The sequence below is a fragment of the Blastococcus sp. SYSU DS0669 genome, from assembly GCF_054050895.1.
The window spans coordinates 493,804-519,150 of sequence record NZ_JBJHAE010000001.1 but is presented as its reverse complement, the minus strand read 5'-3'; the positions used below and the strand labels follow the sequence as shown (position 1 = coordinate 519,150).

The window sequence follows — 25,347 nt, the reverse complement described above, 5'->3', positions numbered from 1 at the left end:
GAGCTCTAGGGGCGGCCGCGCCGCTGGGGGGGGGGGGGGGGGGCGGGGTGGGGGGGGGGGGGGGGCCCCCCGCCCCCCCCCCCCCCCCCCACGACCGCGCGCAGGGGCACCGGACGCGGCCGCACGGCCCCCACCTCCGGCGGGGGCATCGGCCGCCTGGTGCAGGGTTTCCTGCGCCGCCGCTGAGCGGGGCGAGGGGGCCCGGCCGCACGGCCGGGCCCCCTGCTCACTCGCAGATCTCCAGGCGGGTCACCGTGCCGTTGTGCGGGGTGACCGCCGGCATCGCGTCGGGGCCGAGCCCGGCCGCCACCGCCTGCGCGGCGCGGATGGTGTCGCCGTGGGTCACCAGCGCCACCACGTCGGCCGGGGGCTCGGCGCAGAGCTGGGTCAGGTAGGCGGCCACGCGCGCGTGCAACTCGGCGAGGCTCTCGCCGCCCTCGGCGGACCAGTGGGCGTCGGACCAGTCGACGACGTCCCACAGCTCCCGCGACGGCCGGCCCTCCAGCACCCCGTAGCCCTGCTCGCGCAGCGCCGGCGTCGTGGTGAAGGGCAGGCCCGTGGCGCGGGCGCAGTGCTCGGCGGTCTGCACCGCGCGCAGCAGGTCGCTGGAGAGCAGCACGCCCGGCCGCAGCCGGGCCAGCTCCGCGGCGGCCGCCTCGGCCTGCGTGTGACCCAAGGGGGTCAGCGGCACGTGGGCCACCTGGCCCTGCATGCGCCCGGCCGCGTTCCACTCGCTCTGCCCGTGGCGCACGAGCAGGAGGGTCAGCGGTCGGGCCATGGCAAGGAGGCAGCGTAGGGCAGGGGCCCGCGGACCCGCGCGGCCCGCCTCGTACCGTCGTGGTCGTGAGCATCCCCCTGCGTCCCGGCGCGGCCCGTCCCGCGACCGGGGCCGGTGCCCCCGACCCCCTCGCCCCGCTGCTCGAGCTGCCGGGCGTCCGGGACGCCGCCGACGCGGCGCGCGCGGGCGTCGACCGGCTGCTGGGCCACCGGGTGCTGCGCCGGGAGTCCGCGGGCGTGAGCACCGAGTCGGCGCTGCGCGGGGCGCGGGCCTCCGCCGCCCTGGCCGGTGTCGACGTCCCGCTCGCGGAGCTGCGGGCCGGTGGCGTCGACGACCCGGTGGTGCAGGGTGCGCTCCGCGTCTCCGCGGCGCTGGGCTCGATGGTCGAGACCTGGCCGCGGGCCCCCGGGCAGGTGATCGCCCGCCTGCACGTGCTGGCCGCCGCCGACCTCGCCGACCGGGCCGACCTCGGCCGGCCGGCCGCGCACGCCGGCCCCCGGCTGTCCGGCCTGTTCACCCTCGCCACCGGGACCACCACCGTGCCCGCCGTCCTGGTGGCCGCGCTCGTGCACGGCGAGCTGGCGGCGCTGGCCCCGTTCGGCGTGGCCGACGGCGTCGTCGCCCGGGGTGCGGCCCGGCTGACCGGCATCGCCCGCGGGCTGGACCCCAAGGCCGTGTCGGTGCCCGAGGTGGGCTTCGCCGAGCTCGGCAGCGACGCCTACGGCGAGGCGCTCGCCGGCTACGGGACCGGCACCCCCGAGGGCGTGGCCGCGTGGCTGGTGCACTGCTGCCGCGCCACCGAGCACGGGGCGCTGGAGGGCCTGGCCATCTGCGAGAGCCTGCTCCGCGGCTGAGGCTGGGGGCATGCGCACCCTCGACGTCCCGGGGCTCGGCCCCGTCAGCCGCATCGGCCTGGGCACCTGGCAGTTCGGCTCCCGCGAGTGGGGGTACGGCGACAGCTACGCCGACGGCGCTGCCCGCGACATCGTGCGCCGGGCCCGTGAGCTCGGTATCACCCTGTTCGACACCGCCGAGATCTACGGCTTCGGGCGCAGCGAGCGGATCCTCGGCGAGGCGCTGGGGGAGGAGCGCGACCGCGTCGTCGTCGCCAGCAAGATCTTCCCGGTCGCGCCGTTCCCCCGCGTCGTCCGGCAGCGCTGGGCCGGCAGTGCCCGCCGCCTGGGCGTGGAGCGCATCCCGCTCTACCAGGTGCACCAGCCCAACCCGGTGGTCCCCGACACGGTGACGATGCCGGGCCTGCGCGAGCTGCTGGACGAGGAGCGGATCGGCGCGGTCGGCGTCTCGAACTACTCGCTGGACCGCTGGGGGGCGGCGGACGCCGCGCTCGGCGCCCCGGTGGTCGCGAACCAGGTGCAGTTCTCCCTGGCGCACGCCGGCCCGCTGGAGGACCTGGTGCCCTTCGCCGAGCGCGAGGGCCGGCTGGTCATCGCCTACAGCCCGCTCGCGCAGGGGCTGCTCGGCGGGAAGTACTCGGCCGACCACCGGCCCGGGGGCGTGCGCGCGGTCAACCCCCTGTTCGGCACGGAGAACCTGCGCCGGGTCGCGCCGCTGCTCGACGTCCTCCGCCAGGTGTCCGACGCCCACGGCGCGACGCCGGCGCAGGTGGCGCTGGCGTGGCTGGTCGCACAGCCCCGGGTCGTGGTGATCCCCGGTGCCTCCAGCGTCGAGCAGCTGGAGTCCAACGCGGCGGCCGACGAGCTGGAGCTGGCCGGCGACGAGGTGGCGGCGCTGACCGCGGCCGCGCGCGCGTTCACGCCGGTGCCGGGGGTGCGGACCCTCGTGGACGGGCTCCGGGAGCGGTTCGGGCGCTGAGCGTCAGGCGCCGCGGCGGCGCCGCCGGCCGGGCACCGGGGCGGGGCCGTCGGCGGGCAGCAGGCCGGCGCGCACGGCGCGGTGCCGGGCGTACCAGGCCAGCCCGACGACGGCGGCGCCGACGCCCATGGCGGCACCGGTGACCACCGGCGCGGGCGGCACGGAGAACCGGGCGCGCATGCTCACCGGCCGCTCGAAGCGCAGCACCGGCCAGCCGTGCTGGAGCGCTGCCTTGCGCAGCCCGCGGTCGGGGTTGACCGCCGTGGGGTGGCCGACCACGGAGAGCATCGGGAGGTCGGTGATCGAGTCGCTGTAGGCGTAGCAGTCGGCCAGGTCGTAGCCGCCCTCGGCGGCCAGCCGGCGGATCGCCTCGGCCTTGTTCTCGCCGTAGGCGTAGAACTCGATCTCGCCGGTGTAGCGCCCCTCCTCGGTGACCATCCGGGTGGCGACGACGCGGTCGACGCCGAGCATCTCGCCGATCGGCTCGACCATCTCCGCCCCGCTGCTGGAGACGATGACGATCTCCCGGCCGGCGGCGCGGTGCTCCTCGATCAGGTCGGCGGCCTCGGCGTAGACCAGCGGGTCGACGATCTCGTGGAGCGTCTCGCGGACGATCTCGTGCACCGTGCCGGCGTCCCAGCCGGTCACCATCGCGGTGAGCTGGGCGCGGAGCCGCTCCATCTGCTGGGCGTCGGCGCCGGCGAGGGAGAAGACCAACTGCGCGTACGCCGTCTTGAGCACCGCGCGGCGGTTGATCAGCCCGCCGTGGAAGAATGGGCGGCCGAAGGCCAGCGTGCTGGACTTGGCGATGACCGTCTTGTCGAGGTCGAAGAACGCCGCGGAGCGGGACACGTCAGTCACGGTAGCTGGATCGGCAGGTAGCGCACCGGTGTGGACGGTGTCCACACCCGATGGGGTCATCCACAGTTCCGCTCGCGTTCTGGTGCCGTACGCCGGCCGTCCGATGGGCTCGCCCGGTGCCCGTCCCGACGCCGTCCCGGCCGCCCCGTCCCCTCGTGATCGGCAGCGACGAGGAGCTGCTCGACGAGCTGCTCCGGCTGGTCGCGGCCGCCGGCGCCGAGGCCGAGCTCGCCACCGGTGGCCCCGCCCTGCGGCGCGCCCACCGGGAGGCGCCGCTGGTGCTCGTCGGCGCCGAGGCGCTGGGCGCCGGGGCGCTGCGGGCGCTGCCCCGCAGGCCGGGCGTGGTCGTCGTCGCCACCGCCGAGCTGCCCGCGGCCGGGTGGGCGGCGGCCGTCGAGGCCGGGGCGGAACGGGTCGCGGTGCTCCCCGCCGACGAGGGGTGGCTGCTCTCCCGCTGCGCTGCCGCCGTCCGGGCGCCGGCCGAGCGGGGGCGACTGATCGCGGTGGGCGGGGCCTGCGGTGGCGCGGGCGCCAGCACGGTGGCCGCCGCGGTCGCCCTCGCCGCCCCCGGGGGAGCGGTGCTGGTCGACGCGGACGCCTGGGGCGGCGGGCTCGACCTGCTCCTGGGGGCGGAGTTCGCCGAGGGGCTGCGCTGGCCCGAGCTCTCCGGCCTCCGCGGCGAGGTGGCGGGGGACGCGCTGCTGGCCGCGCTGCCCGGTCTGGGTGGCGTCCACCTCGTCTCGGTGGACCGCCGGGGCGCGGCGCCGATCCCCGACGCCGCGCTGACCGCGGTGGTCGGCGCCGGTCGCGCCACCGGCCGCCCCGTCGTCGTGGACCTGCCCCGCCCCGGGTGCGCCGGCCCGGGGCGCGGGGTGCAGGAGGTGCTGGCCGACGCCGACCTCGCCGTGCTCGTGGTGCCGGCCCGGCTGCGCGCCGCCACGGCCGCCCGGCAGCTGGTCGGTGCCGACGGCTCGCCGTGGTCGGCGGCGCGCCTGGTGGTGCGCACCCAGCCCGGCGGGCTGGCCCCCGGCGACGTCGCCGCGGTGGTGGGCCGGCCGGTGGTGGCCGAGCTGCCGCACGACCGGGGCGCGGTCGCGCGGGCCGAACGGGGCCAGCCGCCGGGCGCCCAGCCCCGGTCGCCGGTCGCCGCCGTCGCCCGGCGGGTGCTCGCGGCGCTGTCCGGGGAGGACGACCGGTGAGCGAGCCGTCGCTGCTGGACCGCGTGCGGGCGCGGCTGGCCGTCACCGAGGAGGTCCCCTCGCAGGCGGGGGTCGCCGCGCTCGTCCGCGCCGAGTCCGGCGGCCTGCTGGGCGACCGCGACGTCCTGCTGGCGGCGCGCGACGCCGTCGACGAGCTGGCCGGGGCCGGGCCGCTGGAGCCGCTGCTGCGGCTGCCCGGGGTCACCGACGTCCTGGTCAACGGGCCCGGCGAGGTGTGGCTGGACCGCGGGGCCGGCCTGGAACGGGCCACTGGTGTCCGCTTCGCCGACGACGACGCGGTGCGCCGCCTGGCGGTGCGGCTGGCCGCGTCGGCCGGCCGCCGACTGGACGACGCCTCGCCGTGGGTCGACGTCGGCCTCCCCGGGGGCACCCGGCTGCACGCGGTCCTCCCGCCGGTGTCCGCCGGCGGCACCTGCCTGTCCCTCCGGGTCCTGCGCCGGTGCGCGCAGGCGCTGGCCGACCTGGAGGCGCGCGGAGCGCTGCCCGGCGAGAGCGCGGCGCTGGTGCGCGCGGTGGTGGCGCGGCGGGCGGCGTTCCTCGTCACCGGCGGGACCGGCTCGGGCAAGACCACCCTGCTCTCGGCGCTGCTGGGCGAGGTCGACCCGGCTGAGCGGCTGGTGCTCTGCGAGGACGCCGCCGAGCTGACCCCACCGCACCCGCACGTCGTGCGGCTGCTCACCCGGCCGCCGAACGTCGAGGGCGCGGGCGCGGTCGGCCTCCGGGACCTCGTGCGGCAGGCGCTGCGGATGCGGCCGGACCGGCTGGTCGTGGGGGAGGTGCGCGGGCCCGAGGTCGTCGACCTGCTGGCCGCGCTGAACACCGGTCACGACGGCGGCTGCGGCACCCTGCACGCCAACCGGGCCACCGAGGTGCCGGCGCGCCTGGAGGCCCTCGGGGTGGCGGCCGGGCTGGGGCGCGCGGCGGTGCACAGCCAGACCGCGGCGGCCCTCGACGTCGTGGTGCACCTGCGCCGGACGCCCGGTGGCCGGCGGGTGGCCGAGATCGGGCTGCTGCGCCGGGAGGGGGAGCACGTCGTGGTCGAGCCGGGGTGGCGGGCCGACGGCGGGGCGTGCCCGGCCGGCGACGCGCTCCGGCGGCTGCTGGCCGGCCCGTGACCGCGGCGCTCCTGGCCGCGGCCGCCGCGGTGCTGCTGTGGCCCGACGGCCGGGCGGTCGCCCGGCGCCGGCTGCTCCGGACGACCCGGGCCGCGGGGGCCCGGGGCCTCGGGCGGGTGCCGCTGCCGCTCGCCGCGGCGGTGGCCGCGGGCGGCGCGGGCGCGGCTCTCGGCACCCCGCTGGTGGCGGTGCTCGCCGCCGGCTGCGCCGCGCTCGCGGCGGCTGCCCGGCTGACCGGCCGGAGGGCGGCCGAGGACCTCGCGCGCCAGGCCGTGCTCGCCGACGCGCTGGCCGCCGTGGCGGCGGAGCTGCGTGTGGGCCGTGCCCTGGTGGAGGCGGTGCGCACGGCGGCGGCCGACTGCCCCGATCCCGGCTGCGCCGCGGGGCTGCTGCGCGCGGCGCGCGCTCCCTGGCCCGACGCCGCGGCAGGCGGCGACGGAGTGGGCGCGGCCCTGGCCCGGACGTCGGCCGCCATCGCGCTCAGCGCCCGCACCGGCTGCTCGCTCGCCGCGGTGGTCGCCGCGGTCGAGGACGACCTGCGGGCCCGGCTGCGCCGCCGCCGCGAGCTGCTGGTGGCCACCGCCGGCCCCCGCGCCAGCGCCAGGCTGCTGGCCGGACTCCCCCTGCTCGGCCTGGCGATGGGCAGCGGGGTCGGGGCCGATCCGTGGCACGTGCTCACCCGGACCGGTGCCGGGCAGGGGCTGCTGGTGGCCGGGGTGCTGCTCGAGGTGGCCGGCATCGCCTGGACCGGCCGCCTGGTACGCCGGATCGCGCGGTGAGCGCCGCCCTGCCGGTGCTGCTGCTGGCCGCGGCGCTGGTGGTGTGGGCGCCCGGCGCAGCCGTGGCCGGCCGGCGGGTGCGCCGGCTGACCGCGCCCGGCCCCCCGGTCGCCGGCGCCCGGGATGCCCCGCCCGGGGCACGTCGCTGGCTGCTCGCCGGGGCCGCGGGGCTGGCCGCGGGCCTGCTGCTCGGCGGCGTCGTGGGCGCCTGCGCGGCGGTGGTGGTCACCGGCGCGGGGGAGCGGCTGCTGCGTGCGGCATCCCCCGACCGCGACGCCGGGGAACGGGCGGCCCTCCTGCGGGAGCTACCGGTCGCCTGCGAGCTGCTCGCCGCCTGCCTGGGCGCGGGGCTCCCCCTCTCCGGAGCGCTCGCCGCCGTCGCGGGGGCGGTGCCCGAACCGCTCGGCCGCCGGCTGCACGGCGTCGCGGGGATGCAGCGCATGGGGGCCGAGCCGCGCCGGGCCTGGGCCGGGCAGCCGGCCGAGCTCGACGGCCTGGCCCGCGTGCTGGTGCGGGCAGGGGAGTCCGGCACCGCCGCGGTGCCGGCGCTGCACGCGTTCGCCGAGGAGACCCGGTCCGCGGCGCGCACGGAGGCGCAGGCGGCCGTGCAGCGGGCCGGGGTGTGGGTGCTCGCCCCGCTCGGGCTCTGCTTCCTCCCCGCCTTCGTCTGCCTGGGCGTGGTCCCGCTGGTCCTCGGCATCGCCGGCGACGTCTTCGGCTGATCGTCCACACCCACCGGCGCCGTCCACAGATCGCCCGCGGACCTGGGACCCGTCCCGCCCTGGACGGAGGCTTCGGGCACCGCCCCGCCGGGGCCCGACCGAGAGGACCGCCATGACCGTCGACCAGCCCGCCGACCAGCCCCTTCCCGGCCCCGACCCCGCCCCCGAGGCCGTCGCCGTCCCCGAGCCCGGGCAGCGGCCCGGCCGTCTGGCCCGCCTGCGGAGCCGGGCGGAGGCCGGGATGAGCACCGCCGAGTACGCCGTCGGCACCGTGGCCGCGTGCGCGTTCGCCGCGGTCCTCTACCGGGTCGTCTCCGGCGACAGCGTCGTCACCGGCCTCACCGAGCTGGTCGACGCCGCGCTGGCCACGCTCTCCTGAGCGTGGACCACCCAGCGGCCCGGCGGGCGGAGACCGGGATGGTCACGGCCGAGACCGCGGTCGTGCTGCCGGTCCTGCTGCTGGTGCTCGCCGGCGCCGTCGCCGCGGTCACCGTGGTCGGCGCCCAGCTGCGGTGCGTGGACGCGGCCCGGGAGGGGGCCCGGGCGGCGGCGCGGGGGGAGGACGCCGCGGTCGTCGCCGAGTGGGCGGGCCGGGCCGCGCCGCCCGGCGCCCGCACCGCGATCGCCGCCGGTGGCGACGAGCTCCGGGTCACGGTGGCGGCGGAGGTCCGGCCGCTGGGGCCGCTGCCCTGGCGGGTCACCGTCACGGCGGAGGCCGTGGCGCGGCTGGAGCCGGCCGCGGGGTCCCCCGGATGAGCGGGGAACGGGGATCGGCCAGCGCGTGGGTGCTCGTGCTCTCCGCCGTCCTGGTCGCGGTCACCACCGGGGCGGTGCTGGTCGGCCTGGCCACGGTGGCCCGCCACCGGGCGGCGACGGCGGCCGACCTCGCCGCGCTGGCCGCGGCCGGGCAGGCGGTGCTCGGGGACCCGTCCCCGTGCACCGTGGCCACCGAGGTCGCCCGAGCCAACGGCGCCGTGCTGATCACCTGCCGCGTCGAGCCGGGATCGGTCGTGGCGGTCGAGGTCGGCGTCGCCCTCCGGCTGGGCCGGCTCGGCGTGCACGACGCCGTCGGCCGGGCACGCGCGGGCCCGGTCGCCGCCGGGTCAGAAGACGCCGGATCAGAAGACGAGGTCCTCCTCGGCCGGTCCGGGAACGCCGACGGCCGGCGCGGCGGCGGCCGGCCCGGCGTCGTCCTCGTCGTGGTCGGGGTCGTCCGCCCCCCGCTCGTCCGCGGCGGCCAGCTCGTCGAGCACGACGTCGAGCACCCGGACCGCGCCGGCCTTGTCGAGGGGGTCGTTGCCGTTGCCGCACTTGGGCGACTGCACGCACGAGGGGCAGCCGGCCTCGCACTCGCAGCTGGCGACGGTCGCCCGCGTGGCCTGCAACCACCGGCGCAGCGCCGCGTACCCGCGCTCGCTGAAGCCCGCGCCGCCGGGGTGCCCGTCGTAGACGAACACCGCCGCGGTGCCGGTGTCGGGGTGGACCGCCGTCGACAGCCCGCCGAGGTCCCACCGGTCGCACGTCGCCAGCAGCGGGAGGATGCCGATCGCCGCGTGCTCGGCGGCGTGCAGCGAGCCGGGCAGGGCCGCGTCGTCGACCTCGGCCCGCTCCACGGCGCGGTGCTCGAGGGTCAGCCACACCGCCTTGGTGCGCAGCTGGCGCGGCGGCAGGTCCAGCGGGAACTCCGCCAGCACCTCCCCGCTGCCCAGCCGGCGCCGCTGGTAGGCCACCACCTGGTTGGTCACGTCCACGACGCCGGTGTGCGCCGTCACCGTGCCCAGCCGCCGGGTCTGCTCGACCGAGACGATGGACAGGTCGGTCACGTCGCGCGCGACGGTGGTCCAGTCGGGGCTCTCGGGGTGCACGACCGCGCAGGCGTCGGCCACGTCGAACTCGTCGACGACGAAGGTGTCGCCGCGGTGCACGTAGAGCGCGCCCTCGTGCACCGTCGAGTGCGCGGCTCCGCCGTCCACGGTGCCCAGCAGCCGCCCGGTGCCCGCCTCGATGATCGCCACCGGCTCGTCGCCGCTGCCGCGGATGTCGACGTCGGGGCGGCCGCGCCCGGCCCAGTACCAGCCGGCCGGGCGCCGGCGCAGCTGGCCGGCGGCCACGAGCTCCTCCAGTTGCGCCTCGGCCACCGGACCGCCGAAGTCGGCGAGGTCCGCGGGCACCAGGGGGAGCTCGGCCGCGGCGCAGCACAGCTGCGGGCCGAGCACGTAGGGGTTGGCCGGGTCGGTGACGGTGGCCTCGACGGGCCGGCCGAACACCGCCCGCGGGTGGTGGGCCAGGTAGTGGTCCAGCGGGTCGTCGCGGGCGACGAAGACCACCAGCGACTCGCGCTGCGCCCGCCCGGCGCGGCCCGCCTGCTGCCACAGCGAGGCCAGCGTGCCGGGGTAGCCGGCGAGCACCACGGCGTCCAGCCCGGCGATGTCGATGCCGAGCTCGAGGGCGTTGGTGGTCGCCACGCCCAGCAGGGTCCCGGCCGAGAGCGCCCGCTCCAGCTCCCGGCGCTCCTCGGGCAGGTAGCCGCCGCGGTAGGAGTCGACCCGGCCCACCAGGTCCGCGCGGCCGCGGTCGTGCAGCAGCCGGCGGGCCTGCTCGGCCACCGACTCGGCGCTGCGGCGGGAGCGGACGAACGCCAGCGTGCGCGCGCCGCGCTCGACCAGGTCGGCGAGCAGCCCGGCGGCGTCGGCGGCGGCCGAGCGGCGCAGCGGCGCCCCGTGCTCGCCCGTCCGCTCGGTCAGCGGCGGCTCCCACAGCGCGAAGGTGGCGCCCGGGCGCGGGGAGCCGTCGTCGGTGACGGCGAGGACCTCCTCGCCGACCAGCCGGGTGGCCGCGGCGGCCGGGTCGGCGACGGTGGCCGACGCGAGCACGAACACGGGCTCGGCGCCGTAGCGCCGGCAGATCCGCCGCAGCCTGCGCAGCACGTGGCCGACGTGCGAGCCGAAGACGCCGCGGTAGGCGTGGCACTCGTCGATGACCACGTAGGCGACCCGCCGCAGCGTGCTCGACCAGCGCTGGTGGGCCGGCAGGATCCCGCGGTGCAGCATGTCGGGGTTGGTGACGATCCAGCGCGAGTGCCGTCGGACCCAGTCCCGCTCCTCCGCCGGGGTGTCGCCGTCGTAGGCGGCCGGCCGCACCGACGGGTCGGCGAGCGCCGCCACCGAGGCGAGCTGGTCCCTGGCGAGGGCCTTGGTGGGCGCCAGGTAGAGCACGCAGGCGCGCGGGTCCTCGGCCAGCCTGGTCAGGGCCGGCAGCTGGTAGGCCAGCGACTTCCCCGACGCGGTCCCGGTCGCGACGACGACGTGCCGGCCGTCGCGGGCGGCCTGCGCGGCCGCGACCTGGTGCTGCCAGGGGGCCTGCACGCCGCGGGCGACGAGCCGGTCGCGCAGACCCGGCTCCACCCACTCCGGCCAGCCGGCGGTGCGGCTCTCGCGCACCGGCAGGTGGTGGACGTGGGTGACCGGCTGCTCGTCCTCCGCCGTCCCGGCCAGCAGGGCCGCCAGCAGCTCCCCGCCGTTGGGTACCGGGCCGCCCGGCCCCCAGCCGCCCCCGGACCGGTCGTCCGTGCCGGGAGGGGGAGCCGACCGGACCGGGTGGAGCGTGGTCACGCCTCCCACTGTCACACCCGCGTGCAACCTGCCGTCGTCCCCGGGGGCCCGCGGACCGGGCGGGACGAGAAGGGGGTCGCGGAAAGTGTGATCTGCCTTACACTTCGCCGCGTTCGTGCTCCGGCGGTCCCGTCGGGGCGTCGCACGCCGACCTGCGCCCCGACCGGGAGCACGGTGCCTCCCGGTCGGGGCGCCGATGCCTGGAGGATCCATGCCCGAGGGTTCGCTGTCCGGCGGGGAGACCGCGCTCGTCGCCGTCGTCCTCGTCATCTCCCTGGCCGCCCTGGTCTTCGCCGCCTACCTGGTCCGCGCGGTCCTCGCCGCCGACCAGGGCACGGAGAAGATGCGGGAGATCGCGCGGGCGGTGCAGGAGGGAGCGGCGGCGTACCTGCGCCGGCAGTTCCGCACCCTCGCGGTCTTCGCCGTCATCGTCTTCGCGGTGCTGCTTGTCCTCCCGGTGGCCGAGGGCGGACTGGGCACGCGGCTGGGCCGGGCGGTGTTCTTCCTCGTCGGCGCGCTGTTCTCGGCGCTGGTGGGCTTCATCGGGATGACCCTGGCCACCCGCGGCAACGTGCGGATGGCCGCGGCGGCACAGGGTGGCGGCTACCGCCCGGCCTTCCGCATCGCGTACCGCACCGGCGGTGTGTGCGGGATGATCACCATCGGGCTGGGCCTCTTCGGTGCGGCCCTGGTGCTGCTGCTCTTCGACGACACCGCGCCGGTGGTCCTGGAGGGCTTCGGCTTCGGCGGTGCGCTGCTCGCGATGTTCATGCGGGTCGGCGGTGGCATCTTCACCAAGGCGGCCGACGTCGGCGCCGACCTGGTCGGCAAGGTGGAGGCCGGCATCCCGGAGGACGATCCGCGCAACGCCGCGACCATCGCCGACAACGTGGGGGACAACGTCGGCGACTGCGCCGGGATGGCCGCCGACCTCTTCGAGTCCTACGCCGTCACGCTCGTCGCCGCGCTGATCCTGGGCCAGGTCTTCTTCGGATCGATCGGCATGGTCTTCCCGCTGGTCGTCGCCGCCATCGGTGTCATCGCCTCGGTCGTGGGCGTCCTGGCCACCAACCCGGGCAAGAACGACCGCAACGGCCTGGCCCCCATCAACCGCGGCTTCTTCGTCTCCGCAGCGGTGTCGCTGCTGCTGGTCGCCGTCGCCTCCTTCACCCTGCTCCCCGGCACCGGTGGAGGCGCCGACCTGCCGGTCAGCCCGCAGGTGCTCGGCTTCGTCGCCGTGCTCGTCGGCGTCGTCCTGGCCGCGGCCATCCAGCAGCTCACGGGCTACTTCACCGAGACCAGCCGCAAGCCCGTCCAGGACGTCGGCCGCAGCTCGCTGACCGGGCCGGCCACCGTGGTCCTGTCCGGCATCTCGCTCGGGCTGGAGTCGGCGGTGTACGCGGCCCTGCTCATCGGCGGCGCGGTCTACGGCGCCTTCCTGATCGGGGGAGGGGCGGCGCTCTACGCCGTCGCGCTCGCCGGCTGCGGGCTGCTCACCACGGCCGGCGTCATCGTCTCGATGGACACCTTCGGCCCGGTGAGCGACAACGCGCAGGGCATCGCCGAGATGTCCGGCGACATCGACGAGGAGGGCGCACGCGTCCTCACCGACCTCGACGCCATCGGGAACACCACCAAGGCGATCACCAAGGGGATCGCGATCGCCACCGCCGTCCTCGCGGCCACGGCGCTCTTCGGGTCCTACAACGCCCAGGTCGCCGTCGCCCTCGACGAGGCCGGCGCCACGCTCGGCGACGCCTTCAGCCTGGTGAACCCGAACAACGTCGTCGGCGCGGTGCTGGGCGCCGCGGTGGTGTTCTTCTTCTCCGGGCTGGCCATCAGCGCGGTGTCCCGGGCGGCCGGGCGGGTGGTGTTCGAGGTGCGCGAGCAGTTCCGCACCCACCCCGGGATCATGACCTTCACCGAGCGCCCCGACTACGGCGCCGTGGTCGACATCTGCACGAAGGACTCGCTGCGCGAGCTGGCCACCCCGGGGCTGCTGGCCGTGCTCGCCCCGGTGGCCGTGGGCTTCGGCCTGGGGATCGGGCCGCTGGCCGCCTACCTCGTCGGCGCGATCGCGGCCGGCACCCTCATGGCGGTGTTCCTCTCCAACTCCGGCGGCGCCTGGGACAACGCCAAGAAGATGGTGGAGGACGGCAGCTACGGCGGGAAGGGCAGCGAGGCCCACGCCGCCACCGTCATCGGCGACACCGTCGGCGACCCGTTCAAGGACACCGCCGGCCCCGCGATCAACCCGCTGATCAAGGTGATGAACCTGGTGGCGCTGCTCATCGCGCCCGCGGTGGTCGCCCTGTCGGTGGGCGAGGACGCCAACACCCCGGTGCGGGTCGCGATCGCGCTCGGCGCCGTGGCGGTGGTCGTGGCCGCGGTCGTCGTCTCCAAGCGCCGCTCGATCGTCGTCGGTGGGGCAGCGGCGAGCCCGACCGGCTCCGAGCTCACCACCAGCGCTCCGTGAGCGGCGCCTGACCCCTTGGCGGTACGCCGTCTTCCACCTGCGGGAACACCGCCGCACCATCCACGTTGGTCGGGGTGGCGGCACGCCCACGGACAGGTCGCGCCCGGCGCACCGGCGCCGGCGTGGCCTACCGTGGCCCGCCGAGGGGCGTCCGCGGTGGCGCCCGCCCGGTCCCGGACCCCCCGGGGCCGGCGTACCGGGTCGCCCGGCCCGGACCAGCGCGCCGCATCCGCACCACCCCAGCACCACCGACAGGAGTCCCGTGCCCACGAAGACCACGCAGCCCGGCACCGAGAACGAGCCCACGACGGACGACGCCGCCAAGGCGCCCACCCGCCGGGGCTCGGCCGCGCCCGGCGGCCGGCCGCTGGTCATCGTCGAGTCGCCGACCAAGGCCAACAAGATCGCCGGCTACCTGGGCAGCGGCTACGTCGTCGAGGCCAGCGTCGGCCACATCCGCGACCTCCCGCGCAACGCCGCCGACGTGCCGGCCGAGCACAAGGGCGCGGCCTGGGCCCGGCTCGGCGTCGACGTGGACAACTCCTTCGAGCCGCTCTACGTGGTCAGCCCCGACCGCAAGCAGCAGGTGACCCGGCTCAAGCAGCTGGTCAAGAACGCCAGCGAGATCTACCTGGCCACGGATGAGGACCGCGAGGGCGAGGCCATCGCCTGGCACCTGATCGACACCCTCAAGCCGCGCGTCCCGGTGCGCCGGATGGTCTTCCACGAGATCACCCCCGAGGCGATCGCCCGCGCCGTGGCCAACCCGCGCGACCTGGACACGCACCTGGTCGACGCCCAGGAGACCCGCCGCATCCTCGACCGGCTCTACGGCTACGAGGTCAGCCCGGTCCTCTGGAAGAAGGTGCTGCCCAAGCTGTCGGCCGGACGCGTCCAGTCCGTGGCCACCCGCATCGTCGTCGAGCGCGAGCGGGAGCGGATGGCGTTCACCTCGGCGGACTACTGGTCGCTGGAAGGCACCTTCGCCGTCGCCGGCCAGCGCACCGGCGCCGACGCCGGCGAGCCCACCACCGTCCGCGCGAAGCTGGTCAGCGTCGACGACAGCCGGGTCGCCACCGGCAAGGACTTCGACGCCGCCACCGGGCGGGTCACCGGCGACGTCGTCCACCTCGACGAGGCCGGTGCCCGAGGTCTGGCCGCGCGGCTCGAGGGGCGCCAGGTCAGCGTCAGCCGGGTCGACGAGAAGCCCTACCGCCGTCGCCCCTACGCGCCGTTCACCACCTCGACGCTGCAGATGGAGGCCGGCCGCAAGCTGGGCTGGTCCTCGGCGCAGGTCATGCGGGTCGCGCAGCGGCTGTACGAGAACGGCCACATCACCTACATGCGGACCGACTCGACGAACCTGTCGAACGAGGCGATCAACGCGGCCCGCACCCAGGCCCGCGAGCTGTACGGCGACGCCTACGTCCCGGCCGAGGCACGGCGCTACGCGAAGAAGTCCAAGGGCGCCCAGGAGGCGCACGAGGCCATCCGCCCCGCCGGCGACAGCTTCCGGACCCCCGGCCAGCTCGCCGCCGGTCTGGCGCGGGACGAGTTCCGGCTCTACGAGCTGATCTGGCAGCGCACCGTCGCCTCCCAGATGGCCGACGCGGTCGGGCAGACCGTCAGCGTCCGGCTGGCCGGCCGCAGCACCACGGACGAGGCGGTCGAGTTCACCGCCAGCGGCCGCACGATCACCTTCCCCGGCTTCCTCCGGGCCTACGTCGAGTCCCGCGACGAGGGCGCGGCCAAGGACGGCGACGAGGACCACGGCAGCGACGACGCCGAGAGCCGGCTGCCCCGCCTGGAGCGCGGCCAGCAGCTGGCCACCCGGTCGCTGGACGCCAAGGGGCACACCACGCAGCCGCCGTCCCGCTACACCGAGCCCAGCCTGGTCGCCCGGCTGGAGGAGCTGGGCATCGGCCGGCCCTCGACCTTCGCGTCGATCATGCAGACGATCCAGGACCGCGGGTACGTCTGGAAGAAGGGCAACGCCCTCGTCCCGTCGTTCGTCGCCTTCGCCGTGGTGAACCTGCTGGAGCAGTACTTCGCCCAGCTCGTCGACTACGACTTCACCGCGTCGCTGGAGGAGGAGCTCGACGAGATCGCCGGCGGCACCCTCCAGCGGGTCACCTGGCTGACCGAGTTCTACTTCGGCGGTGAGGGCCGGCACGCCGGCGCGATCGCGCAGTCCGGTGGCCTCAAGCACGTCATCGGCCAGCGGCTCGAGGAGATCGATGCCCGCGGCATCAACTCCATCCCGCTGCGCGCCACCGACGAGGCCGGCCGGCCGGTCGTCGTCCGCGTCGGCCGCTACGGCCCGTACCTGCAGGTCGACGGCGAGGAGGGCGCGCGGGTCAGCATCCCCGAGGACCTCGCGCCCGACGAGCTGACCACCGAGAAGGTCCGCGAACTGCTGGCCGCGCCGTCGAGCGACCGGGAGCTGGGCACCGACCCGGAGTCGGGCCACCCGGTGGTGGTGAAGGCCGGCCGCTACGGCCCCTACGTCACCACCGTCGTCCCCGAGGGCAGCAAGGAGTCGCCGCGCACGGCGAGCCTGTTCTCGTCGATGTCCCCGGAGACGGTGACGATCGAGGACGCGCTGAAGCTGCTCACCCTGCCGCGCACCGTGGGCACCGCGCCCGACGGCGAGGAGATCCAGGCGCTGAACGGCCGCTACGGGCCATACCTCAAGAAGGGCACCGACTCCCGCTCGCTGGACGGTGAGGAGAAGCTCTTCACCACCACGCTGGAGGAGGCGCTGGCGATCTTCGCGCAGCCCAAGCAGCGTGGCCGGGCGGCCGCCAAGCCCCCGCTCAAGGAGCTCGGGCCCGACCCGGTCACGCAGGGCCAGGTCACCGTCCGCGAGGGCCGGTTCGGCCCCTACGTGACCGACGGCGAGACCAACGCCAGCCTGCGCAAGGACGACGACGTCGAGTCGATCACCATCGAGCGGGCCGCGGAGCTGCTGGCCGACCGCCGCGCCCGCGGGCCGGCGACCAAGAAGAAGGCCGCCAAGAAGACCACGGCCAAGAAGACAACGGCCAAGAAGACGGCGGCCAAGAAGACCACCGCGAAGAAGGCGACCCCCAAGAAGACGGCGAAGCAGGCCGCGGACCCCGTCTCGGCCGGCTGATGGAGGACCCCGTCCCCCTCCCCCCGCGCGAGCTCGGGGCGAGGCTCCGGACGGGGCCGGAGGACGTCGCGCTGCAGGCCCGGGCGCGCTCCTTCGGGGCAGTCGCGGGGAGCTATGCCGCGCTGCGGCCGACCTACCCGGCCGACGCCGTGGCGTTCCTGGTCGGCCGGCGGCCGCTGGAGGTGCTGGACCTCGGCGCGGGCACGGGCCTGCTCACCGAGGTGGTGCTCGGCCTCGGGCACCGCGCCCGGGCGGTGGACCCTTCTCCGGAGATGCTGGCCGAGCTGCGCAGCCGCCGGCCGGGGATCGCCTCCGCGGTGGGCACCGCCGAGGCGATCCCCGTGCAGGACGCCTCGGTCGACGCGGTGGTGGCGGGTCAGGCCGCGCACTGGTTCGACCCGGGCCCGGCCGCCCGCGAGCTGCGCCGGGTGCTGCGCCCCCGCGGAGTGCTCGGGCTGGTCTGGAACACCCGCGACGAGCGCGTGCCCTGGGTCGCCGCGCTCGGTGAGGTCGTCTCCGACGAAGCCCGCGGGCACGAGGCCGACCGGCGCGTCGTCGACCGCTTCGCCGCGGAGCTCGGGGCCGACGTACAGGTCGTGGAGTCGGCGGTCGTGCAGCGCGTGACCCCCGAGGACGTCGTCGGCGGCATCGCCACCCGCAGCTACGTGGCTGTCATGGACGACGCCCGGCGCGAGGAGTTCCTCTCCGCCGTCCGGGCGCTGCTGGCCGGGCACCCGGACACGCGTGGCCGCACCGAGCTCGAGCTCCCCTACCGGACCCACGCCTACCGGCTCACCCCGCGCTGAGGTCGCTGCTCGTCGATCTGCGCCGGTGCCCAGGTCCGGGCGCCGGACCCGAGCACCCGCGCCGCGACCTCTACGGCATCAGGACGGGCGGGTGCCGACGGCGAAGACCCGCCGGAAGGGCAGCAGCGTGGTGCCGTCGGGGCGCTGCGGGTAGGCCTGCCGCAGGGCGGCGGCGTAGGCGTCGGTGAACGCGGTCGCGGCGGCGTCGTCCAGCCGGGCGAGCACCGGGCGCAGCACCGTCGAGCGCACCCAGGTCAGCACCGCGTCGGACCCGGTCAGCACGTGCAGGTACGTGGTCTCCCAGACGTCGGGCAGGAGGCCGGCGGCAGTGAGCACCTCGGCGTACCCGGCGGGCTCGAGGACGGTGTCGGCCCGCGGCGCGACGTCGGCGGTGCGGTCGGCCCACTCCGGGCTCCGGCACAGGTCGGCGAGCAGCGCGTGGGTGGGGGCACGGAAGTTGCCCGGCACCTGCACGGCCAGCCAGCCGCCCGCGGGGAGGGCCGCGGCCCAGCGCGCCATCAGCTCCGGGTGCCCGGGCACCCAGTGCAGGACGGCGTTGCTGACGACCACGTCCACCGGGCCGGAGGGCGCCCAGTCGCGCACGTCGCCGAGGCGGAACTGCACGCCGTGCCCGGTGGCGGCCTCGGCGGCGGCGAGCATCTCGGGGGAGGAGTCGACACCGGTGATGCCGGCCCCGGGCCAGCGCCGGGCCAGCGAGGCGGTCAGCGAGCCCTCGCCGCAGCCCAGGTCGACGACGCTCCGCGGGGCCTCGGCGCCCACCCGCGCGAGGAGGTCGACGAAGGGCCGCGCCCGCTCGCCGGCGAAGCGCAGGTAGGCGTCGGGCCGCCATGCACCGGCCGCGCCGCCCGCCGAGCCCGCTGTCCCCGTCACCGGCCGCACCCTAGTCCGCGGCGTGGACGTCGGTGGGACCGTGCGGATCAGTTCGACCCGACCGGGCAGGAAGGAGCCGGAATCGTCACGGCCGACCGGTACCGTTGCCCCGCTGGGGCCCGCTCCGTCCCGGTGCCCTCCGACCTTGGGAGCCCGCGATTCCGGTCGAGCCGACGCCCCCGGTACCCCCGTCCGACGGGGCTGCCGGTGCTGCCCCGGGCGACGGTCTGCCGCCCGCCGGCACGCCGGTGCCGCCGTCGGCGGGGCCGCCGCTCACCGAGGTCGCCGAGGACGGCGGACCGTCGGGTGCGTCCGCCTCGGGCGCGGACGGCTCCGGCGCGGTGGGCACCGCGGCCAAGATCCGCGCGGTGCTGCGGGTGCGCGACTTCCGCAAGCTCTGGCTGTCGACGCTGCTGTCGAGCTTCGGCGACTGGCTGGGCCTGCTCGCCATCACCGTGACGGCGACGCTGACCTTCGACGACTACGCCGCGCAGAACTTCGCGCTGGCCGGCGTCCTGCTGTTCCGGCTGCTCCCGGCCATCGTGCTCGGCCCGGTCGCCGGTGCCTTCGCCGACCGGTTCGACCGGCGCAAGACGATGGTGGTCACCGACATCTTCCGCTTCGGGCTGTTCGCCTCGATCCCGATCGTCGACAACCTGATCTGGCTGTTCATCGCCCAGTTCGTCATCGAGGCCTTCAGCCTGTTCTGGATCCCGGCCAAGGACGCCGCCGTCCCGAACATGCTCCGCAAGGACCAGCTGGAGGCGGCCAACCAGCTCTCGCTGGTCACCACCTACGGGTTGACGCCGGTGATCGCGGCCATCGTCTTCGCGGTGCTCACCAGCGTGGGCGGCCAGGTCAGCACCCTGCTGCCCGGGGTGAACGAGGTGGACCTCGCCCTCTACCTGAACGCCCTCACGTTCCTGGTCGCCGCCGTGGTCATCTGGAACCTGCCGTCCATCAGCGGCCGCCGCGCCGCGGGTGAGGTCGTCGGCCAGCAGGAGAGCTTCCTGGGCTCGCTGGTGAAGGGCTTCTCCTTCGCCGGCCACACCCGGCTCGTCCGGGGCCTCGTCGTGGGCATCACCGGGGCGTTCGTGGCGGCGGGCGCGATCATCGCCACCGGCCAGGCCTACGTCGAGGTGCTCGGCGGCGGGGAGGCGGCCTACGGGCTGCTGTTCGGGGCGGTCTTCATCGGCCTGGGGCTCGGTATCGGGATCGGCCCGAGCGTCGCCCGGGACCTGGCCCGGGAGCGGATCTTCGGGGTGGCGATCGTCGGCGCCGGCATCGTGGTGCTGCTGCTGTCCTGGTCCTTCGCGCTGTGGATCTCGCTGCTGCTCGTGGTCCTCATGGGCTTCTTCGCCGGCATGGCCTTCCTGGCCGGCATCACCCTGATCGGCACCGAGGTGGAGGACGAGATCCGGGGCCGCACGTTCGCCATCGTGCAGTCCCTCGTGCGGGCGTCGCTGATCGTCTCCCTCGCCCTGGTGCCGATCGGGGTGGGCCTGATCGGGCGGCAGGAACTGGACCTCGGCGCCTTCGCGCTGCCGCTCTCCGGCGAGCGGATCATGCTGTTCGCGGCCGGGCTGCTCGCCGTGGGCGTCGGGTTGGCGGCCTACCGGCAGATGGACGACGGCCGTCCGGTGCCGCTCCTCGCCGACGTCGTCACCGCGCTGCGCCGCGACACCACGGCCCGGCGACGGCTGGCCGGAGGCGGGGTGCTCATCGCCTTCGAGGGCGGGGAGGGCGCCGGCAAGTCCACCCAGGTGCGCCGGCTGCAGGAGTGGCTCAGCGACGAGGGGCTGACGGCCCGGGCCTCCTTCGAGCCCGGCGCGACCCCACCAGGCGCGGGCATCCGCTCCATCGTGCTCGACCGGGCCCAGGTGGGCATCGCGCCGCGGACGGAGGCGCTCCTCTACGCCGCCGACCGCGCGCAGCACGTGCACGAGGTGCTGCGGCCCGCGCTCGACGCCGGCGAGGTCGTCATCACCGACCGCTTCATCGACAGCTCGCTGGCCTACCAGGGGGCCGGGCGCACCATCCCGCTCGACGACGTCCGCATGCTCTCCCGCTGGGCCGCGCAGGGGCTGCGCCCCGACCTGACCATCCTGCTGGACCTCCCGCCGGAGGTGGGGCTGGCCCGCGCCCGCGGCCGGGCCGCCGCCGACCGGCTGGAGTCGGAGTCGCTGGAGTTCCACCAGCGCGTGCGGCGGACCTTCCAGGAGCTCGCCGAGGCCGATCCCGACCGATACCTGGTGCTCGACGCGCGGCGATCGCCGGACGAGCTCGCGGCGGCCATCCGGGTGCGGGTGGCCGAGCTGCTCTCCGGCCTGCCCCTGCAGACCCCCGCCGCGCCGGCCGCGAGCCCGCAGGCCGAGCCGGAGCTCCGGGACGACCGGGTCGAGCCCGCGTCCCGCCACCCGCACGCCCAGACCGGCGCCACGCCGCAGCTGCACCCGTGACGGCCCCGGTGGTGGCGCCCGACGAGGGCGTCTGGACGCAGGTGATCGGGCAGCCGGCGGTGGTGGCGGAGCTGAGGGCGGCGATCGCCGACCCGACCGCGATGACGCACGCCTGGCTGTTCACGGGCCCGCCCGGTTCGGGCCGTTCGGTGGCTGCCCGGGCCTTCGCCGCGGCGCTGCAGTGCCCCGCGGGCGGCGACGGCACCTGCCACGCCTGCCGCACGGTGCTCACCGGCACGCACGCCGACGTGCACGTCATCGTGCCCGACGGGCTCTCCATCGGTGTGCTCGAGGCGCGCGAGTTGGTGCGGGTGGCGGGGCGGGCGCCGTCCCAGGGGCGCTGGCAGATGATCATCGTCGAGGACGCCGACCGGATGAGCGAGGCGGCCGCGAACGCCGTGCTCAAGATGATCGAGGAGCCGCCGCCGCGGACGGTGGTGATGCTCTGCGCGCCGAGCCTGCACCCGGACGACGTGCCGGTCACGATCCGGTCCCGCTGCCGGGTGGTCGCGCTGCGCACCCCGACGGTGGACGCGATCGCCGAGGTGCTGGTCCGGCGCGACGGCGTCGACGCGGCGCTCGCCGCCTGGTCGGCGGCCGCCTCGGGCGGGCACGTCGGCCGGGCCCGGCGGCTGGCCCGCGACGAGGAGGCGCGGATGACGCGCAAGGCCGTGCTGGACGTCCCGCTCCGGCTGGTCTCGCTCGCCGCCTGCCTCGACGCCGCCGACGACCTCGTCGGTTCGGCCAAGGAGGAGACCGAGGCCGCTACCGGGGCGCTCGACGGCGCCGAGACGGAGGCGCTGAAGACGAGCCTGGGCATGGGTGCGCGGGGGCCGGGCGTCGTCGCGGCCAGCCGGGGCGGTGCCGGCCAGCTCAAGGAGCTCGAGCGCCGGCAGAAGTCCCGGGCCACCCGGATCGGGCGGGATTCGCTCGACCGGGCCCTGGTGGACCTGGCGGGGCTCTACCGGGACGCGCTGGTCCTCGACTCCGCACCTGCGGAGCAGCTGCCGCTCAACCACCCGGACCGCCGCGCCGACGCCGAGGAGCTGGCGCGCCGGATCGGCGCCGAGGGAGCGCTGCGCCGCATAGACGCGATCCTGGCCTGCCGTGAAGCGCTGGAGCAGAACGTGAAGCCCCAGGTGGCCGTGGAGGCGCTCACCGTCGCGCTGCGCCTGCCCTCCTGACACCCCGGCCCCTGCGCGGAGGGGCGGGAGCGGTGTCGTAGGCTGTGCGGGCAGTTCGCCGCCTTAGCTCAGTCGGTAGAGCATCTCACTCGTAATGAGAAGGTCGTCGGTTCGATTCCGACAGGCGGCTCGCACGCAGCACGGGCCCGTCCACCCGGACGGGCCCGTTCTCGTTCGGAGCGCACACACGGCCCCACCCGGTCGCGGGGTCGGCTGACGGCGGCACGCCCCTCAGGGGTGTGCCGCCGTCGGTGCGTCCGGCGCGAGAAGACGGCCCTCCTGCAGGGTCCCGCCGCGAGCGGTGGGGGCAGGAGGGTCCTTCCTCAGTGGTGCGCCGAGCTGTTCTTGGCGCGCTCGATCGAAGCCAGGATCTCGGCCTCCGCGGCCTCGCGGCCGACCCACTCGGCACCCTCGACCGACTTGCCCGGCTCGAGGTCCTTGTAGGTCTCGAAGAAGTGCTGGATCTCGAGGCGGTCGAACTCCGACACGTCCTCGATCTCCTTGAGGTGCGCCACCCGCGGATCCGTCGCCGGCACGCAGAGGACCTTGTCGTCCCCTCCCGCCTCGTCGGTCATGCGGAACATGCCGATGGCCCGGCACGTGACCAGGCACCCGGGGAACGTCGGCTCCTCGAGGATCACCAGGGCATCCAGCGGGTCGCCGTCCTGCCCCAGGGTGTTCTCGATGTAGCCGTAGTCCGCCGGGTAGCGGGTGGAGGTGAACAGCATCCGGTCCAAGCGGATGCGTCCGGTCTCATGGTCCAGCTCGTACTTGTTCCGCTGGCCCTTCGGGATTTCTACCGTCACGTCGAACTGCACGAACGTAGTGTGGCCCACGGGGGCTGGTCCGGTCGGCGGAGCCCCCCTGTAGGGGGTGGGCACCATCTCGTCGAGCGGCTCGACGATCGTCACGGCCAACTACGGCCGCTTCCGGCGGCGCGTCACGATCGGCATCGTCGCGCTCGTGCTGCTGCTCGCCGGCGGTGGCGTCGGTCTGGGCGTCGTCCTGGGTCCCGACGCCGGTGCCGGGGGTGACGCCGTGGCCGTCCCCGACGCCGTGCTGCCCGACCTCGGTGCGGCCGATCCGGTGCTGGCCGGGCTGTCCTCGGACGCCCCCGTGCCCGACCCCGCCGTCCTGGAGGCCGCGCTCACCCCGCTGGTCACCGGACCCCCGCTGGGTCCGGGGACGACGGCCCAGGTGGTCGACGTCGCCACCGGTGCGGTCCTCTACGACCGGGACGCCGGGGCACCGCTGACGCCCGCCTCCACCGCGAAACTGCTCACCGCCACCGCCGCGCTCACCACTCTCGACCCGGCCGAGACGTTCGAGACCCGCGTGGTCGCCGGCTCCGTTCCCGGCGAGGTGGTGCTCGTCGGCGGCGGCGACCCGACGCTGTCGCGCACCGAACCGTCGCTGACCTACCCCGGCGCCCCGACGATGGCCGACCTCGCCACCCAGGTGGTCGCCGCGCTCCCCGCGGGCACCGCCGTCTCCCGCGTGGTGGTCGACAGCTCGCTGTTCAGCGGCCCGCTGACCGCCAGCGGCTGGGGGCCCGGTGACGCGCCCTCCAGCTACGCCGCGCCGATCACCGCGACCGCCGTCGACGGCGCCCGGGTGAGCCCGGGGGCGACCGCGCGCAGCGGGCAGCCCGGGCTGGACGCGGGCGTCGCCCTCGCCGACGCCCTCGGCGCCCCCGGCGCCGCCGTGGTCCTCGGCCAGGCCCCCGCCGGCGCGCGCACCCTCGGCACCGTGGAGTCCGCGCCGGTCGCCCGCCTGGTCGAGCAGGCGCTGTCCCTGTCCGACAACGTGCTCGCCGAGGCGCTGGCCCGGCACGTGGCGCTGTCCCGCGGGGAGCCGGCCACCTTCGAGGGAGCCGCGCAGGCCGTCCTCGCGGCGCTGGACGAGGCCGGGCTCGACGTCACCGGGGTCACCCTGGCCGACGGCAGCGGCCTGTCCCGCGAGGACGTCGTCACCGCCGAGCTGCTCACCGCCCTGGTCGCCGGCGCCGCCGACGGCAGCCTCGGCGACGCCGCGGGCCTGCTGACCGGTCTGCCGGTCGCCGGCTACGACGGCACGCTCGCCGACCGCGGCGACGACGACCCGGCGACCGCGCCCGGCACGGTGCGCGCGAAGACCGGCACCCTTCTGGGCGTCAACGCCCTGGCCGGCACCGTGGTGACCGCGGACGGCCGGCTGCTGGCCTTCGCCGTGGTGGCCGACGAGGCGACCGGCAGCGAGGTGGCCGCGGAGGCGGCGCTCGACGACTTCGCCGCGACCCTCGCCGCCTGCGGCTGTTGAAGGACCCATCCTCCTCACCGCTCGCAGGCTCGCGGTGAGCGTCTGGACCAGGCCGGAGGATTGGCGGCCGCGCGTAGGGTGAGCCAATGAGCAGCGCCTCCTCGATGGTCGACTGGGACCTCGCCGGACGCACGGCCCGCCGGCTGGTCAGCAGCGGTCCGAGCACCACGCGGGAGGAGGCCGCCGCGGTCGTCGCGGAACTGCACCGCGCCGCCGCCACCGCCGTCGCGCACGTCGAGGCCCTGACCGGGCTGCGGCCGGTGCCCGGGGGCCCGGTCCCCGAGGTCGCCGTCGTGGACCGCCCGGGCTGGTCGGACGCCAACGCCCGCGGCATGGCCGCCCTGCTCGACCCGCTGGTCGACAAGCTCGCCGAGCGCACGGGCAACCGCCCCGGCCCCCTCGCCACCGCGATCGGCTCGCGCGCCACCGGGGTCCAGGCCGGCGCGCTGCTGGGCTTCCTCTCCTCGCGCGTGCTGGGCCAGTACGAGGTCTTCGGCACCGGTGGCCGGCTGCTGCTGGTGGCGCCGAACATCGTGGCGACCGAGCGGAAGCTGGGCGTCGACCCGTCGGACTTCCGGCTGTGGGTCTGCCTGCACGAGGTCACCCACCAGCTGCAGTTCACCGGCGTCCCCTGGCTCACCGGCTACCTCGAGGGGCAGATCGAGGAGTTCGTCGCCGCCACCGACCTGGCCCCCGACGTGCTGCGCGAGCGCCTGCAGGACCTGCTGCGCAGCCTCGGCGACGCCGTGCGCGGCGGCAGCGGGGACGGCGCCCCCGAGGGGTTGATGGCGCTGGTGCGCGACCCGGCGCAGCGGGCGGTCCTGGACCGGGTGACCGCGGTGATGAGCCTGGTCGAGGGGCACGCCGAGTACGTGATGGACGGCGTCGGGCCCGAGGTCGTCCCGTCGGTGCGCACGCTGCGCAAGCGGTTCGCCCAGCGGCGCAAGGGCCGGGGCCCGCTCGACCGCGTGCTGCGCCGGCTGCTGGGCCTGGAGCAGAAGATGAAGCAGTACGCCGACGGCCGGCACTTCGTCGGCGGCGTGGTGGAGCTCGCCGGCATGGAGGGCTTCAACCGCGTCTGGGAGGGCCCGGCGAACCTGCCGCTGATCGAGGAGCTCACCGCGCCCCACCTGTGGGTCGAGCGCGTGCTCGGGCGCCCGGCGCTGCCCGCCTGAGAG

At 76.5% G+C, this 25,347-nt stretch carries 20 protein-coding genes, 1 tRNA gene and 1 pseudogene; 17 read left to right on the top strand and 5 right to left on the bottom strand.

Annotated features, from left to right (window positions below; genetic code table 11):
* Window positions 1-226: 226 nt before the first annotated feature.
* Entirely contained in the window at window positions 227-778 is a 552-nt protein-coding gene (locus tag ACI792_RS02455) for a histidine phosphatase family protein (RefSeq protein WP_236830529.1), read from the bottom strand.
* 65 nt (window positions 779-843) lie between these two features.
* On the opposite strand from ACI792_RS02455, the gene ACI792_RS02450 reads away from it, so the two are divergent.
* Window positions 844-1,632 carry an oxidoreductase gene (locus ACI792_RS02450; protein ID WP_456601163.1) on the top strand — a complete coding sequence of 263 codons (789 nt, stop codon included), beginning with the start codon at window positions 844-846 and terminating at the stop codon, window positions 1,630-1,632.
* A gap of 10 nt (window positions 1,633-1,642) precedes the next feature.
* The gene (locus ACI792_RS02445; protein WP_456601162.1) at window positions 1,643-2,611 is read left to right on the top strand and encodes an aldo/keto reductase; all 969 of its coding nucleotides are present in this window, start codon (window positions 1,643-1,645) and stop codon (window positions 2,609-2,611) included.
* A 3-nt stretch (window positions 2,612-2,614) separates the two neighbouring features.
* On the opposite strand, the gene ACI792_RS02440 is transcribed toward ACI792_RS02445, so the two are convergent.
* A complete protein-coding gene (locus tag ACI792_RS02440) occupies window positions 2,615-3,463 on the bottom strand; it encodes an HAD family hydrolase (protein ID WP_456601161.1) in 849 nt (282 codons plus the stop codon).
* Window positions 3,464-3,627: 164 nt separating this feature from the next.
* Between ACI792_RS02440 and ssd the strand changes: the two genes are divergently transcribed.
* From ssd to ACI792_RS02405, 7 genes and pseudogenes are all read left to right on the top strand, one after another.
* Entirely contained in the window at window positions 3,628-4,671 is a 1,044-nt protein-coding gene (gene ssd / locus ACI792_RS02435; RefSeq protein ID WP_456601160.1) for a septum site-determining protein Ssd, read from the top strand.
* Window positions 4,668-5,807: a TadA family conjugal transfer-associated ATPase gene (locus tag ACI792_RS02430; RefSeq protein WP_456601159.1), complete on the top strand. Its 1,140-nt coding sequence runs from the start codon at window positions 4,668-4,670 to the stop codon at window positions 5,805-5,807. Before ssd ends, ACI792_RS02430 begins: the two co-directional genes overlap by 4 nt.
* Window positions 5,804-6,586: a type II secretion system F family protein gene (locus ACI792_RS02425; protein ID WP_456601158.1), complete on the top strand. Its 783-nt coding sequence runs from the start codon at window positions 5,804-5,806 to the stop codon at window positions 6,584-6,586. The genes ACI792_RS02430 and ACI792_RS02425 overlap by 4 nt, the downstream gene beginning before the upstream one ends.
* A complete protein-coding gene (locus tag ACI792_RS02420) occupies window positions 6,583-7,308 on the top strand; it encodes a type II secretion system F family protein (RefSeq protein ID WP_456601157.1) in 726 nt (241 codons plus the stop codon). Before ACI792_RS02425 ends, ACI792_RS02420 begins: the two co-directional genes overlap by 4 nt.
* A 112-nt stretch (window positions 7,309-7,420) precedes the next feature.
* Entirely contained in the window at window positions 7,421-7,687 is a 267-nt protein-coding gene (locus tag ACI792_RS02415; protein ID WP_456601156.1) for a DUF4244 domain-containing protein, read from the top strand.
* Between the two features lie 2 nt (window positions 7,688-7,689).
* On the top strand, window positions 7,690-8,064 hold the full coding sequence (locus tag ACI792_RS02410) for a TadE family type IV pilus minor pilin (protein ID WP_456601155.1): 375 nt from the start codon (window positions 7,690-7,692) through the stop codon (window positions 8,062-8,064).
* Window positions 8,061-8,387: pseudogene (locus tag ACI792_RS02405) on the top strand (Rv3654c family TadE-like protein); the annotation flags it as partial. The gene ACI792_RS02410 and the pseudogene ACI792_RS02405, both read left to right, overlap by 4 nt.
* A gap of 39 nt (window positions 8,388-8,426) precedes the next feature.
* Here ACI792_RS02405 and ACI792_RS02400 read toward each other — a convergent pair.
* A complete protein-coding gene (locus ACI792_RS02400) occupies window positions 8,427-10,919 on the bottom strand; it encodes a DEAD/DEAH box helicase (RefSeq protein ID WP_456601154.1) in 2,493 nt (830 codons plus the stop codon).
* Window positions 10,920-11,130: 211 nt separating this feature from the next.
* On the opposite strand from ACI792_RS02400, the gene ACI792_RS02395 reads away from it, so the two are divergent.
* The 3 genes from ACI792_RS02395 to ACI792_RS02385 all read left to right on the top strand — a co-directional run bounded on the left by ACI792_RS02395 (window position 11,131) and on the right by ACI792_RS02385 (window position 17,337).
* A complete protein-coding gene (locus ACI792_RS02395) occupies window positions 11,131-13,395 on the top strand; it encodes a sodium-translocating pyrophosphatase (protein WP_456601153.1) in 2,265 nt (754 codons plus the stop codon).
* A gap of 262 nt (window positions 13,396-13,657) precedes the next feature.
* Entirely contained in the window at window positions 13,658-16,531 is a 2,874-nt protein-coding gene (gene topA / locus ACI792_RS02390; protein WP_456601152.1) for a type I DNA topoisomerase, read from the top strand.
* Window positions 16,531-17,337 (top strand): class I SAM-dependent methyltransferase, encoded by an 807-nt coding sequence (locus tag ACI792_RS02385; protein ID WP_456601151.1) that lies wholly within the window; start codon window positions 16,531-16,533, stop codon window positions 17,335-17,337. Before topA ends, ACI792_RS02385 begins: the two co-directional genes overlap by 1 nt.
* A 78-nt stretch (window positions 17,338-17,415) precedes the next feature.
* On the opposite strand, the gene ACI792_RS02380 is transcribed toward ACI792_RS02385, so the two are convergent.
* Window positions 17,416-18,228, bottom strand: coding sequence for a trans-aconitate 2-methyltransferase (locus ACI792_RS02380; protein WP_456601150.1), 813 nt, complete (start codon window positions 18,226-18,228; stop codon window positions 17,416-17,418).
* 248 nt (window positions 18,229-18,476) lie between these two features.
* Between ACI792_RS02380 and tmk the strand changes: the two genes are divergently transcribed.
* The 3 genes from tmk (at window position 18,477) to ACI792_RS02365 (ending at window position 22,001) form a co-directional block, all read left to right on the top strand.
* Window positions 18,477-20,687, top strand: a complete 2,211-nt coding sequence (gene tmk, locus ACI792_RS02375; RefSeq protein WP_456601149.1) for a dTMP kinase — start codon at window positions 18,477-18,479, stop codon at window positions 20,685-20,687.
* Window positions 20,684-21,871 carry a DNA polymerase III subunit delta' gene (locus ACI792_RS02370; RefSeq protein ID WP_456601148.1) on the top strand — a complete coding sequence of 396 codons (1,188 nt, stop codon included), beginning with the start codon at window positions 20,684-20,686 and terminating at the stop codon, window positions 21,869-21,871. Before tmk ends, ACI792_RS02370 begins: the two co-directional genes overlap by 4 nt.
* A gap of 57 nt (window positions 21,872-21,928) precedes the next feature.
* Window positions 21,929-22,001 (top strand) — tRNA-Thr (locus ACI792_RS02365).
* Window positions 22,002-22,194: 193 nt separating this feature from the next.
* Here ACI792_RS02365 and ACI792_RS02360 read toward each other — a convergent pair.
* Window positions 22,195-22,689 (bottom strand): inorganic diphosphatase, encoded by a 495-nt coding sequence (locus ACI792_RS02360; RefSeq protein ID WP_456582706.1) that lies wholly within the window; start codon window positions 22,687-22,689, stop codon window positions 22,195-22,197.
* 55 nt (window positions 22,690-22,744) lie between these two features.
* Between ACI792_RS02360 and dacB the strand changes: the two genes are divergently transcribed.
* Together dacB and ACI792_RS02350 are read left to right on the top strand one after the other, a co-directional pair.
* On the top strand, window positions 22,745-24,169 hold the full coding sequence (gene dacB / locus ACI792_RS02355; protein ID WP_456601147.1) for a D-alanyl-D-alanine carboxypeptidase/D-alanyl-D-alanine endopeptidase: 1,425 nt from the start codon (window positions 22,745-22,747) through the stop codon (window positions 24,167-24,169).
* Window positions 24,170-24,255: 86 nt separating this feature from the next.
* Window positions 24,256-25,344 (top strand): zinc-dependent metalloprotease, encoded by a 1,089-nt coding sequence (locus tag ACI792_RS02350; protein ID WP_456582708.1) that lies wholly within the window; start codon window positions 24,256-24,258, stop codon window positions 25,342-25,344.
* Window positions 25,345-25,347 lie beyond the last annotated feature (3 nt).

Excerpts from the sequence above, each read along its gene's own strand:
- ACI792_RS02455 (WP_236830529.1), bottom strand. The coding sequence starts at position 778 with ATGGCCCGACCGCTGACCCTCCTGCTCGTGCGCCACGGGCAGAGCGAG.
- ACI792_RS02445 (WP_456601162.1), top strand. The coding sequence starts at position 1,643 with ATGCGCACCCTCGACGTCCCGGGGCTCGGCCCCGTCAGCCGCATCGGC.
- ACI792_RS02415 (WP_456601156.1), top strand. The coding sequence starts at position 7,421 with ATGACCGTCGACCAGCCCGCCGACCAGCCCCTTCCCGGCCCCGACCCC.
- ACI792_RS02395 (WP_456601153.1), top strand. The coding sequence starts at position 11,131 with ATGCCCGAGGGTTCGCTGTCCGGCGGGGAGACCGCGCTCGTCGCCGTC.
- ACI792_RS02385 (WP_456601151.1), top strand. The coding sequence starts at position 16,531 with ATGGAGGACCCCGTCCCCCTCCCCCCGCGCGAGCTCGGGGCGAGGCTC.
- ACI792_RS02350 (WP_456582708.1), top strand. The coding sequence starts at position 24,256 with ATGAGCAGCGCCTCCTCGATGGTCGACTGGGACCTCGCCGGACGCACG.